This is a genomic window from Rickettsia massiliae MTU5, from assembly GCF_000016625.1.
GTDB lineage: Bacteria > Pseudomonadota > Alphaproteobacteria > Rickettsiales > Rickettsiaceae > Rickettsia > Rickettsia rickettsii.
Window position 1 is genome coordinate 727,287 of sequence record NC_009900.1, and the last position, 16,335, is coordinate 743,621.

The window sequence follows — 16,335 nt, forward strand, 5'->3', positions numbered from 1 at the left end:
GGATAAGTTTATGCAAAATATTAAGAAATTAGCACTCATATCTGTTTTACCACTAATGTTTTCTAAAATTGTTTTAGCAGAAGGCTCAGTTAGCTCTGTTAATGAAAAACCACAACAAATAAATCAACAACGCCACATTCAAGATCCAAATATTTTAGCAGAAGAGTATTTTAATATTGGAAGATCTCTTTATAAATTAGGGAAATATAAGAAAGCTATTAAAAACTACGACTTAGCGATTAAATATAAGACTGATTGTGCTAAGTGCTATAATAATAAAGGTAGGGCTCTCAATGAGTTAGCAAATCATCAAGAAGCCATTACAAATTATGATTTAGCTATAAAATATGATATTGATTTTGCAGAAGCATATAATAACAAAGGAGTATCATATAAAAAATTAGGTAAATACCAAGAAGCAATTAGATTATATAATATAGCTATAAAGTACAAACCAAGTTTTGCAGAAGCATATAACAATAAAGGAGATACATTGAATAGCTTAGGAAAATACCAAGAAGCAATTGAAAATTTTGACCTTGCTCTTAAATATGCTCCAAGATACCCAGAAGCTTATTATAATAAAGGGATATCTCTGATAAACTTAGGACAGCACCAGGAAGCTATCAAAAACTATGATATATCTCTAAAATATAAACCGGATTATGCAAATGCATATTATAATAAAGCGACATCTTTAATGCAGCTAGGAAAGTATCAGGAAGCCATTAAAAATTTTGACTCAGTTATCAAATATCAATGTGACAATGAAGATGCATATAATTTAAAAGGGTGTATATTCAGTATATTAGGTAAACAGCAAGAAGCTATTAAAAATTATGACTTAGCTATTAAATACAAACCAAATTTTGCAGCGGCATATTGTAACAAAGGTACATCTTTTAGAAAATTAGGTAAATATCAAGATGCAATTAAGAGCTATGATTTAGCTATTAAGTATAAATCTGATTATGCTGAAAGTTACTTAGAAAAAGGTATTGTTTTAGTTAATTTAGGTAAATATAAAGAAGCTAAAGAAAATTTTAACTTAGCTTTTAAATACAAATCTAATCTGATAGAAGAATATGAAGCAATAATTAAAGCTTTAAGGCAATTAGGTAATGATCTTATGGCTAATGAGTTTGAAGAAAAATTAAAGATAATAAAAAATAATTTGTAATTCTATGCAACCACAAAATCAAAATAATTTTACTCGTGGTTCACAAATTTTTGCTCATCAAATGAGAATGCTTGGGCAAGGCAGTATTAATGCTTTAACAGTTGGATTGGTATTTATTGTATCTTGGCTAATATGGCAAGTATTTCAGAAATTATCTTTGATAAGTCTATATTATTTTATCATAGAGCGATACGTACAATTAAAACTTGCTATAGGAGAATATTTTTATTCTATAGATCAAATAGGTATTCAATTCTATTATTTAGAGCAAAAAGCTTGGGTTTACCGTAATGCTGAAGAATTTGTTCATAAATTTTGGCATGTTACACCGCATTCGCATAATATCAATCAATTTGAGCAATTTTTATTGCATTCAGCTTGGCAAGAAGGTATTATTACTTTTACTGTGGGAATATTTACTGCTATCATCTTTTTTATGTATCGAGGTAAAAAAGCTGTTATCCAAGATAAGATTAGGGGAGCAGATTTTGTCGAAGCAGGTATTTTAGCAAAAATGCTTTATAAAAACAACCAAGCTGCTAATATTTGCTTTTCTGGATTGCCATTAGTTAAAAATAGTGAAAGGAGACATATTCTTATTACCGGTACTACGGGTAGCGGTAAAACTAACATGTTAAATGAGCTATTACCTCAGATTAGAAAAGAGGGTGGTAGAGCAATTATTGTTGATTTAACAGGTAGCTTTACTGATAGATTTTTTGATCCAAAATGTGATAAGATACTTAATCCTTTGCAAGAGAATAGTTCAGCATGGCTACCATGGAATGATTGTCATGAAATTTGGGATTATAATGATATGGCAAGTAACTTTAGTAATTATAATCCAAAATTAGATGATTTTTTTGCTAAAAGTGCTGAGTTGGTACTGGCTGAAGGATTAAGATTATATCAGGATAGTAAAGATATCAAAAAGCTAATAAATACTATTCTTTATGCAAATAATAAGGAATTTGTTAGGATCTTTAAAAACAGTGCAGTAGCCGGTATAATTAGCAGTAGTGCCCCTGAGACATCTTCAGGTATTCAAGCAACTGTTAGTAAAAATATTGAAGCTCTGCAACATTTAAAGCCTGATGGTAGTTTTAGTATTAGAAAGTGGTTTACTGCGGACAAGGGTTGGTTATTTATAACTAGTACTCCTAATCAAAGAGTAATGCTACGACCACTTATTGCTGCATGGATTAGCATAGCGATAAAAGCATTAATGAATAGGAACATCAATAATACTCATAGTAATATGTGGTTTGTGATTGATGAGCTACCAGCACTGCAAAAGATATCTTCACTCCCTATAGCTTTAGCTGAAAGCAGGAAATATGGTGGCTGCGTTGTTGCAGGTATGCAAAACATTTATCAATTAGAGGAGATATATGGTTCTGCTGGAGCAGCTTCAATGCTTGATCTATTTGGCAGTAAATTTATCTTTCGAGTAAGTGATCAGCAGACAGCACATAAATCAGCTTTAATGCTTGGTGAGCAAGAAATAATCGAGACTCAAGAGAATCTCTCTTATGGTGCTAACTCTATGCGTGATGGAATAAATATGCATAGCTTAGAGAAAAGAAAATTATTAGTCATGCCATCTGAAATCATGAATCTACCAGATCTTACCTGCTATGTAAAACTTGTGGGTAATTTCCCGATTACCAAACTCAAAATGAATTTACAGAGTTGATTTAAATCCAAAAACATAGAAGCCATTTTAATGGCATTTTTAAAAGATTTTAATATTTGATAAAGGAAATTACCTGAACAAGAAAAACCCCATTATAATGCCCCTTTAAATCGCCAATTTAGTATTATAAATTTCAAAGGTAAGCTGTGTATAAAAAACTTTTTTGTTATTTCAGAATTTTTTATAAATGATTTTTCAAACAGCAGAGTAAATTTTACAAGAAATATGTTTACTCTAAAGAACTAATAAAAGCTTCATCAAGACCGGTTACACTAGAAATTAAAGAAACATTACAACCTTGGGATAGCATTTTTTTTGCTATCTCAACTCTTTCTTCAGCTTTTCCTTCAGCTTTTCCAATTTGGATACCTTTAGCTTCACCAATTTGGATACCTTTAGCTTCACCAATTTGGATACCTTGAGCTTTACCAACTTGTAAACCTTCAAGAATACCTAGTTCTTTTCCTTCTTGTTGCCAATGCTCTGCTAAACTTCTCATAAGCCTTGTTCCTATTTCCGGATTCAACTTTGTTGATAATAAATTCTTTAATCTTATTTTATCAGCTTGCTCTATCTTCGTCAATGTATAATATAATATCATTTCTAGATAATCATAACCTATCGTTATTTTTGTTAATTCCGGTAATATATCTGATATTTCTTGCCATCTCTTTAATAATTCCCTCTCATGTATATGCTTGAGAAAAAATTCTAATATCCCTGACCATATCCTTTGTTTAAACTCTTCATCTGGTATTTCATGGACATTCACTAACTTGTAATCATTAATCCATAATTCTTTTGCTAATTTGTTATTAGCGAACAAATCCCATAAATTCCTTGAAACATTATATTTTTTCTGACTATTGTAAAATATCATTGGGTATACCAACGGTAAAGTCTTAGATTTAGGATTTTGTATTAAATATCGCTCACAAATATTAATCATATATTTAAATAGCCTAAAAGCCATGAAATGATCTGCTTGTGATTGATGTTCTACAAGCAAAAATAAATATCCGTCTTGTTTATCAAATTTGCATGAAAATAAAACATCAGAGATAGAATCTTTTAAAGAGCTTTCTACAAAAGTGGTATTTTCCATTGCTAAACTAGGAAAATCTATTAAACTTTTAATATTTTGGGGCAAATGTGCATTAAAGAACTCATTAGCAACTAGAGGATTCTCTAGTGCCTTACGAAATATCTTATCATGCTTAGCTTTCTTCTTATCCTTATCTGGATCACCCAGCAGGTTTCCTTGTTTACTCATATATTTACATTTTTTAACTTGATAAAAATTATTACACTACATCCTAAACTCTTATTCCTTGACTAAGCTTGAGCTCAGATACTTGCTTTACTGCATTTCTTATTTCTTTAGCTATTTCGGAAGCTTGATTTATATATTGCATTACTTGTTTATCTTTTCCTATGGCATTTAAGTAATCTTCAGGTACAAGATGGCTTTTGCCTTGAAAATCATATACTACTATATCAGAAAATCTTTTATCACCAAGATTATAATTAGGATCAAATTTATTCTGCATAATTTGTAAATCCTTCTGTATCTTCTTCTCTATTGCTGCTATGCAAATCTTGTTACTATAAGCAGTACAAGAATCTATACCTTTTTCTCTGTAGATTTGTAAAGCAGTATCAATATTTTCTGCTGTGCCAAACTTTGCTAGAGCTTTTATTTGCTGTTGCTGCAAATTATTTAGTCCGTTATTATCGTTATTTGCCAATTTTGAAAATAATAATTCTATAGACTGAAATTGTGATTTTCTATCATCACTTGCTTTTAAGGATGATTTAAGTTCTGTTACTTTGCTAGCTGCTGTTAATTTTGCTATTTCAGGCTCTATAAGATTGTTTATAGATTCTGCTCCTTGGGATTTTAACATATCGTTAAAATCGCCTTCTTCTGGTGGTCGTATTATTGATACCACAGCTCCTTTGCTAATTAATTCTTCCTGAGCTTTCATTACAGTGTGAACTGATACTGCATCTTTGCCATCATTATCAGCAGTAATTATTATTCTTTCTCCTTTGATAGGCTCATAGTTCCTAATGTTACTTACACCTAAACTACAAAGAATTTTGCCTTTAATACCAGCTTCTGCAATGCTTAAAGTTGTCTCGAGCCCTTCTGCTATAATCGTTACATTACTTGCTGAATTGTTGCCATCTTTACTGCTTTGTACGTTCTGCTGTTCATTATTTTTACTAATCTCAACAAAAGAACCTCTGATTCTGCCAAATGAACGTTTATTAACCTCAATATCAGCTTTATTATTTGTGTCTTTGTTTAAATAAATTGATTGTCCACCGGTAATATTACCATCTTTATTTCTAGCAAAAGCAATTAATGCAGGATAATATTGTTTGCTATTACTGTCCCACATCATATTGGTTCTAAGATCATTATTTAGTTGATATCCTGTTAATATTTTTTTAATTCCACGATGTTCTGATAAATATCTTTTTGCTATATTATTTGGCGTCATATAGATTATAGAATCTGATTTTTCATATAAGCTTATAGCTCTCTTTATCTTAGATATTTCAGTATATTTCGCTTGTTGATCTTGATTCTTAACTTTTTGGTCAAATTGCTCTTTTATCTTATCTTCTAATAACTTGCTATTGTTTGACACACCAACCATATTTTGTAAATATTTCTTAGCTTCTACAAAATCACAATTTTTTTCTCTTTGTACTAAGGTAAATAGATCTCCTCCCTCTCCTTTACTAAAATCATACCATCTGCCAGCTTTACTGCCACCTATCCTCATCACTATTTTGCCATCTTTCTCCCAGCGGAGTACTTGACTATTTGATAAATGCTTATTTGGACTGCCTAGCAAATTTCTACCTATTTCTTCCGCTTTAAATGATAATCGTTGCTTTAATTCCAGTGCTTCTTGTTTATTAATAGAATTATAATCTATTTTTGTCTTTGCCATAATATCCTCTTGTAATTTAACACTTATTGTTGTATCTTGTTTATTACAATTCGTAAGGTTATAAGAAGAGCTTTTTCGCTCTTCTTGGGCTTTATGGCTTGTGGCAAGATTTGTGCTAGTGCTTCTTAGGATTTCTGCTACTTTAGCAGGTGGTCTTGAGCTTATTCTTAAGTGGTAATAATTATCATTACTGTGTAATCTATCATTAATATCTTCTACTACCCCTTTAAACCAATTACCTACTTTATCTATAATATTAGGACTCTTATTTTTTTGATCTTGAATCGCTACCAATTCTTCTAAAGTTTTAAAATTAATGCTAGATAGCCTATTATCTATTTTACTAAGTTGCGATATTAAACTGGCCATATTCCTGTTAGCCTTCCTATTATAATAAAATTTTACTTCTTCTATGTGTCTTGTCATGGCTACATAAGAATTTCTGCTATTTCCTGCTAGATTATGTAATACATAGACATCTTTAATTGAGGCTCCTTGTGCTTTATACACTGTAGAAGCATAGCCATGTTTAAAGCTTATATCTTGAGGATTAAATTCTATTTCTTTCCCGCTATCTGTTTTAGCAACAAACTTATCGTTACTGACGAGAGTTATCATGGCAAATTCACCATTTTCTATTTGTAAATCTTTATTAGTACTTTTAAACAAAATACGATCTCCTGCCATATAATCTTCATACTGCTGAGATGGTAGATAGCGTCTATACTCTTTACCGGTAAGCAAGCCTTTAGCTTTTAGTAACTCCCTGATCCCTTGATTAATACTATCTACTTCAATATTACACATGGTAATTATTAAACGCTCATTTAGAGCAAATTTGCTATTACTCCAATCCTCAATTAATCTTGCCATTGATTCTTCTAGTGTATGATCACTCTTTAAACAGTTATGTTGTTCTAGTAAATGCAAACCACCAGTAATATCTGATCTTGCAAAGCATGAAGCCATTTCTCTTGCCCACACTTTACTTTGTCTTCTAATGTTACTTAATTCATATGAGCCAAATTTACTAGCTAATACTGCAAACATTCCTCCTCGCTCAACGGAAGTTAGTTGTCTCTCATCTCCAGCCAGTATCAGATTACAATTATTACTCCTTGCTACTTTTAGTAATTCTAAATAATCACTATTACCTACCATCCCTGCTTCATCTACTACGAGCAGGCTGTTTCTTGGTAGATTAGCTTTACCATTATACAATTTAAACAAAAACCCTTTTACTGTATGACATTGCTGGTAACCTTTACTTTTAAGCTCCGATGCTGCTTTATGAGTAGGAGCGAGTCCTATAATATTTTGCCCATGGTTAGTGGCAATTTTATAAGCTTCAGCAAGTACTTGTGACTTACCGGTGCCGGCTCTACCTTGCAAGATCCTAATCCCTTGGCTATTAATTAAAATATGTTGTAAGCTTTCTCTTTGTGCTTCATTAACACTAGCTAGGTTGTCGATAGCACTTTTAAGTTTAACAACGTTATTAAAATGAATCTGGTTATTTACCTTATCTGCTATTCTAACTATCCTTAATTCTTCATCCCTTATGTCTTGAGTAGTATAGTATTTAGTATCAGTGCCATCTTCATTATATAGTTTTACCAGCCTATCTGAATTTAATATTTCCCTTATTAGTTTTTGCTTTGCTGCTTCTTCTTTAATCTCTTTTACTGCTTTTTCTATATCCAATTTAGTAAAAATAGCTTGATGACGAATAATACGATTTAATACTCCATCTGCTCCTTTGATAATTTCAAGATGGGCTAACTTACATATTTTATTTTGCTCTGCTATTTCATTGATAATACTTCTCATTCTAGTAGGGCCGACATGCTGCTCAGGGCTAAAGCTTATCGGGTCTACTCTGATTTCTAAACCTAACTTAGCAAAATATTTATTTATTACTTCTTTAGCTCTCTCATGAATTATCTGATCTTCTGGGATAATAAATGCTTTACCCTTAACTTTGGCAAATTTAGGATTTAAATCTACTGCCTTAGCTCCTAACTCTTTACCGTTTTCTGTAAATCTTCTAGTGGTAACAAGCAGATGGGCATGCCAATTCTTCTCTCCGTCATGTGGCTGATGAATATCAACCTGAACTCCTAGACCATTTCTTACCCATCCCATCTCTTCAATGATTTCATGAGTAATTGCTATTCTATCCTCTAAATCCAATTCTTTATCATCAGGTAGTGCTATCACAATATCTTTTAATAATTGACTATTTTTTCTTTTCTCACTCTTTTCCACTTCATTCATCAAGATACTTGGATTTTTGAATTTCTGATCTACGTGGCTAGGTAATAATACTGCATGGTAAACATTATCGCCTTTTTTGCTAAAATTATAAGTAACGTTAGTTCTTTCATCTTTAATAATCAGCCTGGCATTATAGGCAGCTTTCAAACAAGCATTTTTACCTTCACTCCTACTTACTATTTCTATTCTTGCAAACTGTATCGCCATGGTTCGTGAATCTCGATCTTATTCAATCCATCGTTGACATTACCATGCAATCTTAAAATCATCCACTGAAACCAGAACCACTTGAACCAACAAGCAAAAATAAACCTTTAGGTTTATATATTGCGTTAACCTCGCTCTAAAGAGCTTTGTTAAACCTTTGTTGCTTACGTTCCTTAACTAAATATTTGTCTTTATTGATCTTAGTTTTGCTGGTTCGGTTAGGTATGGGGATTATCTTGATCTTGAATGGCTTTTTATTCCATCACTAATCTTAGACTATGCAATCTTAGAGTTGTATCCATGTATGGACCTCCCCAATAATGCAAGAAAAAAATAACACTTAATAGCAAAAAAGCAAATGCAGCCATGTATCCGACTTATAATTGATAAATTACTTTAAATTTATCCTATAGCCCTTGTATCTTGATATTGTCTTTAGTGAATAACTGGAGGATACTTGGGGGTACCCAAGTAGAAGGTTGGTATACTGTTGTAGCCCTTAGGACTATGATCCTGCCCATCAGATAAGTAACCAGCCTTCACATACTCACAAAGATCGGACGGTATCTTAGGCCTTGAAGATTATCAGTGAGCCTGTATGTACAAGGTTGATCTGTGAGTATTCTACTAATTATTAACACAAAAGGTCACTTATGAATAGCGTAATTTTAGGCGTAGATATTTCTAAAAGAACATTTGATGTAGCACTGCTTATTAATAGTAAAGTAAAAACTAAAAAATTTGATAATAATTCAAAAGGATTTTCTAGTTTAAAGGAATGGTTAAAAGGCAAAGAAGCCCTTACTGCTCATGTTTGTATGGAGGCCACTGGTTGCTATGGAACAAAATTAGCTCAATATCTTTATGATAATAATTTCAAAGTTAGTGTAGTAAATCCAGCAAGGATAAAAGGCTTTTCCATGAGTCAACTCTCTCGTGTTAAAACTGATAAGGCTGACTGTCAGTTAATCGCTCAATTTTGCCAGGCAATGCAACCTGATCTTTGGCAACAAAAACCAATACATATACAAAAATTGCAGCAATGGGTAAATCGTTTAGATACTCTAATTACCAACAAATTACAAGAGAGCAACAGGCTTGGAGACATAGATCCAGAAATAGCTGCAGACATACAATTTCACATTGATTTTATAAACGAACGTATCAAAGAGGTAGAAAAACTGATTGCTGACCATATTACGCAACATGAGGACTTAAATGATAAAAGACAGCTACTTGCTTCAATTCCTGGAATAGGAGAAAAAACAATAGCTGTAGTACTTGCTTTTCTAAGTGTAGAAAATTTTGATTCTGCAAAACAAGTAGCTGCTTTTGTTGGTCTTAATCCAAAGCCAAAACAATCTGGCTCTTCTGTACGTGGAGTTGGTAGAATATCAAAAACAGGAGATGCAGATTTACGTAAAGCTTTTTATATGCCAGCTGTAGTTTCTATCAGATTTAATCCGATTATTAAAGATTTCAGCCAACGTTTGGCTGATACAGGAAAACCCAAAATGGTGATAGTGATAGCTGTGATGCGTAAGCTGCTACACATTATTTACGGAGTACTTAAAACTAAAACTCTTTTTAATGCAAATATTTAATTAACGCGAGTTTCGTATTCAAAAAGTCGCTGTATAGCTGATAAACAGTGGGTTACGGGGATATTGATAATACTGTTTTTGTTATAAAGTGAGTACAAAATACAAATTGCTAATTAAAATATGGTATTTAATAGTATTAGAAAAAAGTTTATAGGTTATTGAAAAAACTTTAAGAGCAATAACCTATGATAATGGATTTTACAGAAATATTTTGTTACGTCGATGATTTTTTTCAAGAATTAGAAAAGCATACAAATTCAATTACTAACCATAACAACAAATCTGGTCCTAAAAGTCGACTTAACAGAAGTGAGGTAATAACAATTATAATAGGCTACTGGCAGTCATCTTATGATTGTTTTAAGAATTATTATCTGAAGCAAATATGGATTCATCATCAAAGAGATTTTCAATTAGTAAGCTATAGTCAATTTATAAAAATAATAGGTCCACATTTACCACTATTAGTATTAATATTCAATTCTATTTTGGATCAGTGTGACGAACCTTTCTTTTGTAGATTCAAGTAGTATAGAGGTATGTAAGAGATATCGTATTTCAATGAATAAAGTGTTCGCCGGCATAGCAGCACGCAGTAAGACAACAAAAGGTTGGTTCTATGGACTTAAACTACACCTAATAATTAATAGAGCCGGTGGTATAGTTAAAGCATCTTTTAGCCCTGGCAATAAGGATGATAGAAAACAGCTGGAACTGATGATCAAAAATCTTTTTGGTAAAGTATTCGGAGATCGTGGTTATATTTCACAACAATTATTTCAACAACTTTTAGAGCAAGGCATTTTTATGGTCACTAGGGTAAAGAAAAATATGAAAAATAAACTTATGTCTATGTTGGATAAAATATTATTGCTTAAAAGAGCATTAATAGAATCTGTGTTTAGTAAAATTAACGCGAGTTTCGTATTCACAAAGGCTCTGAATAGCTGATAAATACTGGGTTATATGGATATTGATAACACGGTTTTTGTTATAAAATTTGCTAAAAATGCGTAAATTTTCAGCAAATTGTCGTTTTTTACTCCAACTATTCTTATTAAATTGCTCAAAAGCCTTAAAGAATCAGGATTATGACAAATTTATTAGCTATAATCTAGGCATCTTAATACGAAACTCGCGTAAAATTAAACTATTGGGGAAGTTTGAACATTCAAGGCATAGATCAGTTACAAATGCCTTTGTGTATATGGTTGCAGCACTGATAAATTATCAAATGTCTGATAATAAACCTTCTATTACATCTCTCTTGATATGCTAAATCCTATGCTATATTAATTCGAAACTCGCGTTAATTAGAAAATTAGATAAGATTTATATGAAAAATTTGAAAAAAGTTATTGACACCCAAGACGGTATCTTGTATCTCTTGGCTATTCTGGATTACAGTTAGTTTATTAGAATGAGCAAAACTAGTAATTTCCATAATGGTTGGGGGTATGTGCTTTCCTAAAAAATCTATTATGCATATTGCTCTTTGTAACGATTTTAAGTCTAAGTGTAATATAGAGCCTTGCTTAATACATCCAGTTGCTAAGACTACGGGATAACACTCTTCTGGTACATCTTGATAATGTACCTCTAAATTCAAGTTTTTAGCTTCTTTATAATACAATAATACAAAATGCTTTTTACTCTCAAATCCTATACACTTTAGCTTTTTTAAAGCCCTGACTAATAAATCTTCATTGTGGACCTTATAATATAATCTAGCAGGCATCATTGGCTCATTGGTAGTAGTATAGATTACTGTATCATTATGATCATTAATAAAATTAGTTATCATACTATTTATTATCCTCTACTTGTTTTAGTAATGCACTTTTTCTTCTATAACTATCTGATTGAATTTCTAAAATTGTAGCATGATGAATGAGCCTATCAATCGCTGCTACAGTCATAGAATTAGTAGTAAAAATGCTATCCCACTCACTAAAAGGTTGGTTAGCAGTTACAATCATACTACCAGATTCATATCGTTGAGCAATCAACTCAAATAATACATGTGTTTCTCCTTCATCTTTACGTACATAACCAATATCATCAAGGATAATAACATCATACTTATCTAATTTGGTCAGTTCATTTGGTAATCTATACTCTTTACGTGCAGCTTGTAAAAGCTGTACTAGTTTAGTAGTAGATATAAATAATACCTTAACATGTTTCTCCACTAAAGCATATCCTATTGCAGCCGCTAAGTGACTTTTGCCTACTCCAGACGGACCGAAGATTAAAAGATTTTCTGATCTCTTTATCCAGGCAGTATTAAAAGCTAATTCCTCTATCTTAGCTTTATTCAGTGGCTGTACTTGGCTAAAATCAAAAGTGGTTAAAGATTTACCAGGTGGTAAGTGTGCTTTCCTAAGATAAGCTTGTACTTTTTTCCTATGACGTGTCTCTACCTCCTGTTCTAAAAGAATAGAAAACAGTTTATTATAACTCCATCCTTCAATTTTTGCCTTCTCTAAAAAGTTTTCCCATGTCTCAAGTATAGTCAATAATCCTAATTCTTTTAGAAGAATTGGTAAAGTTGCAGAATCATGCATAGCAACCTCCTACAGCAAACACAGATAAAAGATGATCATATGTTTGTAGCGAATGTTGTGTTACTCCTATAGATGGTAATAATGGATTATTACTACAAGATTGAAAACGTATTTGCAATAAACTCAAAGAAGGTATCTGACCTTTAGAAAGAGATGACAGCACCAATTCTCCTAGTGCCAGTTCACAATCATAATCAGCAGCTAACTTTAAAATACCTACCATTAATTTATTCGCATGTTTTGGCTTACAATGCTGATTAATCAAATTCCAAATGTTTTTATATGTCTCATTTGGTAAAATATCATCCCGTAGAATAGAACCACGAAATGCTCCAGGCTTCTTTATCAAAGCATTTACTAAATGGCGGTAATTAATACATCTAGATCTTTGCCATTTTTTATTTTTATCAACTCTTACTTTTGCTAGATTTAACACATGATCAGCACCTAAATAACATTCAAGATAACTATCATAAATATGAATCTTCAATTGCTGACCAATCAAACGTGATGGTACAGTATACATAACTTTTTGTACCGATATAGTACTAGAAGTTGTTACCCTTGCAGTGATCTCAGTAAACTCAACCACTACCGGCTGAGAGCCGGTAGGTTGATGATAGGCACTAGAAGTGCCGTAGAGTTTAAGCTAAAGCTTATTCCAATCTAATGTTAGAAATAGAAGTTGGTTTATGAGCTTCTGTATGGTTATTTATATACTCATTAATTACTTCATCTGTGATATGACCACTTGTTGTACTAAAATAACCTCTTCCCCAAAAATGCTTCCCCCAATATCTCTTTTTTAATTCTGGGAATTCTTGTTGTATTCTACGTGCAGTTCTACCTTTTGCTCTTTGTACAAATTCACTTACTGCTATATTAGGAGGTATCGATACTAAAATATGTAAATGATCAGATGATATCACCCCATTTACTATCCTAATATTCATTTCCTCTGAAACTTGAGCTATGATTTCCCTAATCCTTTCTTTGATAACTTGGGTTAATACTTTATAACGGTATTTTGTTATCCATACTATGTGATACCTGTGATAATATACCGTATGTTTCCCTTTTTCATATTCTGTCATAGTCATCCTATAAAATAAGTCCTACTTACTTATTTTATATAAGACGACTATGACTTATTCAAACTAAAGTTTCTCCACCTGAAGGTGGAGGTTTGAACCATCAGCTGGATAATCAAGATACAAGATTTCATTATTCTTTTCAACAGCTAATTTTTTACTATCCTTAAAAGTTTGCATAGGAGTTTTACCATAACAATATTTTCCTGAATGTGGTCGTTCATTATTGAAATGCTCTAACCAAATATCAAGTTCTAATTGTAAATCATCAAGATCTGTATAAATCTTTTTCCGCATCGCTGTATCAAAGAATTCTTGTTTTATGGTTTTGTTAAAACGCTCACACATACCGTTTGTTTGAGGAGAATATGCTTTAGTAGTAGTATGCTCTATACCTTCAATACTTAGAAATAATTCAAAAGCATGATGCTCTATATTTCCCTTATATTCTGACCCACGATCTGTAAGAATACGAAGTATTGGTATCCCTTGAGTCTCATACCATGGTAACACTCGGTCATTAAGCATATCAGCAGCAGTTAAAGCTGTTTTATCAGTATATAGTTTAACATCAGCTACTCTGCTGTAACTATCAATAAATACCTGAGAATAAACCTTCTATCAAATCTCTCTTAATAGGCTGAACTCTATGTTCAGTTAATACGAAACTCGCGTTAAATAAAACTAATATACCTAAACGACAATCTATTGTTATGTCTAATGATCAGGATATATCTAAAGTATTTTTCCTTACAACACAGGAAGAACAAGGTTTAGAATTTTTACCTAAACGAACTAATTTTGAATATATTAATCTTTCTCTATCCAAACAATATCATTTTATTTTTTTAGAAATTATCACAAAAGTTTTTTCTAATACAAATGTAGAGAATATTATTGTTAAGTTCAGGGAAAGATATAATAATATTATGTCAAATCAGACTAGTTTAGTTGCCCCTCACTCCTATTTGACAGACAAAAATATTCAAGCTAAAGTTAGGAATATTTATTTACCAATAGTTGGTGTATTGGTTTTGATTATTTGTGGTACTTATCTTTTAATATTTGACCCAGCGGTTAGAACAACGGTTAAAAGTCAAAAAGCAGAAATGCCTTACCTTAAACCACAAGAATCAATAATATTTCCTAAGAATGTGACTACTTGGAATATACCTAGACAAGATAACGTTTTTGTTGGTAGAGAAAAATTATTGAATAATTTACACAATAAATTACGTCAGAATCATACACCAGAAGGAATAAGTAATGTGGCAATTAGTGCATGTGCTGGACTTGGAGGAATTGGAAAAACACAATTAACTTTGCAATATGTCAAGCACACAAAACATCCGTATACATTTAAAGCTTGGTTTCCTGCAGAGAACATTGATGATTTGTATAATAAATATATTGAATTCGCTAAGCTATTAGGATATACAGAAAACATCTATACAAAAGAAAACATTATCGCTTATGTTAAACAATGGCTAGTTGATAATCCAGGATGGCTTTTAATTTATGATTGATGTGGCTATAGTTTTCCGGACAGTTAATAATAGACGATATTAACAGGAAGGATAGAGATGACAGATACAAAGCCAAAGATATATCCAGCTGAATTTAAAGAATCAGCGATTAAATTAGCTATTGAGTCTAAGCAACCTGTTGCTCAAACAGCTAGAGAACTAGGAATTACAAAATCTAGTTTATATAATTGGGTTAATAAATATTCAAAACCCAAGGAAGTAATGAGAGATGATGAACATTTGTATGATAAATTAAAGAGATTAAAAAAAGAACTAGATAAAGTAACACAAGAACGTGATCTATTAAAAAAGCTGCCGCGTACTTTGCAAAGGAATCCCGATAAGGTACGCGTGGATAAAGGAGAATGAAGGTAATTTTTCCATTGCTGCTATGTGTAAATTTATGAAAGTATCACGTAGTGGTTATTATGAATGGCTAAATAATCCTGGATGTAATAGGGATCGAGAAGATAATGAATTAACAAACAGAATTAAAATTATCTTTAAAGAAGGTAGAGGTAATTATGGAACTAGACCTATTAAAAAGGAGCTATCTAGGCAAAGTATAATTGTTAGTAGGAGGCGTATTGCAAGACTAATGAAAGAGGCTAGTTTAATATGTAAAACTAAGCGTAAATTTAAAGCCACTACTGACTCTAATCATAACAAGCAAATTGCTCCTAATTTATTGGATAGAAAATTTACAGTTCCTGATGCTAATTGTTATTGGGTTGGAGATATAACCTATGTACCAACTAGTGAAGGTTGGCTATATTTAGCAACAGTTATTGATCTATTTTCTAGAAAAATTATAGGATGGTCTATGAATAATAATATGAAGGCTGATTTGGTTAATAATGCTTTATTAATGGCAATATGGCAACGTAAACCACCAAAAGGACTTATTTGGCACACCGATAGAGGTAGCCAATATTGTTCTGATAGTCATTTAAAAATTATAAAACAACATGGTATCAAACAGAGTATGAGTCGTAAAGGTAATTGTTGGGATAACGCTGTTGCTGAAAGTTTCTTTCATACTATAAAAACAGAATTAGTGTATCAACATAAATTTAAAACTAGGGAGGAAGCAAAACATACCATATTTGAATATATAGAGGTATTTTATAATCGTATAAGAATGCATTCTGCTAACGATTATCTATCACCAGTAAAATACGAAGAAATACAAAAATGTGCATAAACAACTGTCCGGAA

General features: G+C 31.8%; 13 protein-coding genes and 1 pseudogene. 7 read left to right on the forward strand and 7 right to left on the reverse strand.

Annotated features, from left to right (window positions below; all coding sequences use genetic code 11):
* Positions 1-10 precede the first annotated feature (10 nt).
* Complete coding sequence (locus RMA_RS03915; RefSeq protein WP_041404717.1) at positions 11-1,180, forward strand: tetratricopeptide repeat protein; 1,170 nt, start codon at positions 11-13, stop codon at positions 1,178-1,180.
* A gap of 4 nt (positions 1,181-1,184) precedes the next feature.
* The gene (locus tag RMA_RS03920) at positions 1,185-2,876 is read left to right on the forward strand and encodes a type IV secretion system DNA-binding domain-containing protein (protein ID WP_041404718.1); all 1,692 of its coding nucleotides are present in this window, start codon (positions 1,185-1,187) and stop codon (positions 2,874-2,876) included.
* A gap of 229 nt (positions 2,877-3,105) precedes the next feature.
* Here the strand turns inward: RMA_RS03920 and RMA_RS03925 are convergent, their stop codons facing one another.
* Complete coding sequence (locus tag RMA_RS03925; protein ID WP_012152857.1) at positions 3,106-4,149, reverse strand: Rpn family recombination-promoting nuclease/putative transposase; 1,044 nt, start codon at positions 4,147-4,149, stop codon at positions 3,106-3,108.
* A gap of 43 nt (positions 4,150-4,192) precedes the next feature.
* Positions 4,193-8,329, reverse strand: coding sequence for an AAA family ATPase (locus RMA_RS03930; RefSeq protein WP_012152858.1), 4,137 nt, complete (start codon positions 8,327-8,329; stop codon positions 4,193-4,195).
* A 653-nt stretch (positions 8,330-8,982) separates the two neighbouring features.
* Between RMA_RS03930 and RMA_RS03935 the strand changes: the two genes are divergently transcribed.
* Both RMA_RS03935 and RMA_RS07600 read left to right on the forward strand, forming a co-directional pair.
* Complete coding sequence (locus tag RMA_RS03935) at positions 8,983-9,933, forward strand: IS110 family transposase (protein WP_012152859.1); 951 nt, start codon at positions 8,983-8,985, stop codon at positions 9,931-9,933.
* Between the two features lie 498 nt (positions 9,934-10,431).
* Entirely contained in the window at positions 10,432-10,884 is a 453-nt protein-coding gene (locus RMA_RS07600) for an IS982 family transposase (RefSeq protein ID WP_187145870.1), read from the forward strand.
* Positions 10,885-11,254: 370 nt separating this feature from the next.
* Here the strand turns inward: RMA_RS07600 and RMA_RS03945 are convergent, their stop codons facing one another.
* From RMA_RS03945 to RMA_RS03965, 5 genes and pseudogenes are all read right to left on the reverse strand, one after another.
* Entirely contained in the window at positions 11,255-11,737 is a 483-nt protein-coding gene (locus RMA_RS03945; protein WP_041404719.1) for a hypothetical protein, read from the reverse strand.
* 1 nt (position 11,738) lies between these two features.
* Positions 11,739-12,500 carry an IS21-like element helper ATPase IstB gene (gene istB, locus RMA_RS03950; RefSeq protein ID WP_012152861.1) on the reverse strand — a complete coding sequence of 254 codons (762 nt, stop codon included), beginning with the start codon at positions 12,498-12,500 and terminating at the stop codon, positions 11,739-11,741.
* Positions 12,493-13,092, reverse strand: a complete 600-nt coding sequence (locus RMA_RS03955) for a Mu transposase domain-containing protein (RefSeq protein WP_049749362.1) — start codon at positions 13,090-13,092, stop codon at positions 12,493-12,495. Before RMA_RS03955 ends, istB begins: the two co-directional genes overlap by 8 nt.
* Before the next feature lie 64 nt (positions 13,093-13,156).
* Positions 13,157-13,594: an IS200/IS605 family transposase gene (tnpA, locus tag RMA_RS03960; RefSeq protein ID WP_041404948.1), complete on the reverse strand. Its 438-nt coding sequence runs from the start codon at positions 13,592-13,594 to the stop codon at positions 13,157-13,159.
* A 63-nt stretch (positions 13,595-13,657) separates the two neighbouring features.
* A pseudogene (locus RMA_RS03965) lies at positions 13,658-14,209 on the reverse strand (integrase core domain-containing protein); the annotation flags it as partial.
* A 95-nt stretch (positions 14,210-14,304) separates the two neighbouring features.
* On the opposite strand from RMA_RS03965, the gene RMA_RS03970 reads away from it, so the two are divergent.
* The 3 genes from RMA_RS03970 to RMA_RS03980 are packed head-to-tail and all read left to right on the forward strand — an operon-like array spanning position 14,305 to position 16,321.
* Positions 14,305-15,117: a hypothetical protein gene (locus tag RMA_RS03970; RefSeq protein ID WP_041404720.1), complete on the forward strand. Its 813-nt coding sequence runs from the start codon at positions 14,305-14,307 to the stop codon at positions 15,115-15,117.
* A gap of 57 nt (positions 15,118-15,174) precedes the next feature.
* Complete coding sequence (locus RMA_RS03975; RefSeq protein WP_081427883.1) at positions 15,175-15,486, forward strand: transposase; 312 nt, start codon at positions 15,175-15,177, stop codon at positions 15,484-15,486.
* A gap of 13 nt (positions 15,487-15,499) precedes the next feature.
* Positions 15,500-16,321 (forward strand): IS3 family transposase, encoded by an 822-nt coding sequence (locus RMA_RS03980; protein WP_337998656.1) that lies wholly within the window; start codon positions 15,500-15,502, stop codon positions 16,319-16,321.
* Positions 16,322-16,335: the final 14 nt, after the last annotated feature.

What these genes read in the sequence shown, in the direction of transcription:
- RMA_RS03915 (WP_041404717.1), top strand. Translation starts at nt 11, where the DNA reads ATGCAAAATATTAAGAAATTAGCACTCATATCTGTTTTACCACTAATG.
- RMA_RS03920 (WP_041404718.1), top strand. Translation starts at nt 1,185, where the DNA reads ATGCAACCACAAAATCAAAATAATTTTACTCGTGGTTCACAAATTTTT.
- RMA_RS03925 (WP_012152857.1), bottom strand. Translation starts at nt 4,149, where the DNA reads ATGAGTAAACAAGGAAACCTGCTGGGTGATCCAGATAAGGATAAGAAG.
- RMA_RS03930 (WP_012152858.1), bottom strand. Translation starts at nt 8,329, where the DNA reads ATGGCGATACAGTTTGCAAGAATAGAAATAGTAAGTAGGAGTGAAGGT.
- RMA_RS03935 (WP_012152859.1), top strand. Translation starts at nt 8,983, where the DNA reads ATGAATAGCGTAATTTTAGGCGTAGATATTTCTAAAAGAACATTTGAT.
- RMA_RS03945 (WP_041404719.1), bottom strand. Translation starts at nt 11,737, where the DNA reads ATGATAACTAATTTTATTAATGATCATAATGATACAGTAATCTATACT.
- istB (WP_012152861.1), bottom strand. Translation starts at nt 12,500, where the DNA reads ATGCATGATTCTGCAACTTTACCAATTCTTCTAAAAGAATTAGGATTA.
- tnpA (WP_041404948.1), bottom strand. Translation starts at nt 13,594, where the DNA reads ATGACAGAATATGAAAAAGGGAAACATACGGTATATTATCACAGGTAT.
- RMA_RS03970 (WP_041404720.1), top strand. Translation starts at nt 14,305, where the DNA reads ATGTCTAATGATCAGGATATATCTAAAGTATTTTTCCTTACAACACAG.
- RMA_RS03975 (WP_081427883.1), top strand. Translation starts at nt 15,175, where the DNA reads ATGACAGATACAAAGCCAAAGATATATCCAGCTGAATTTAAAGAATCA.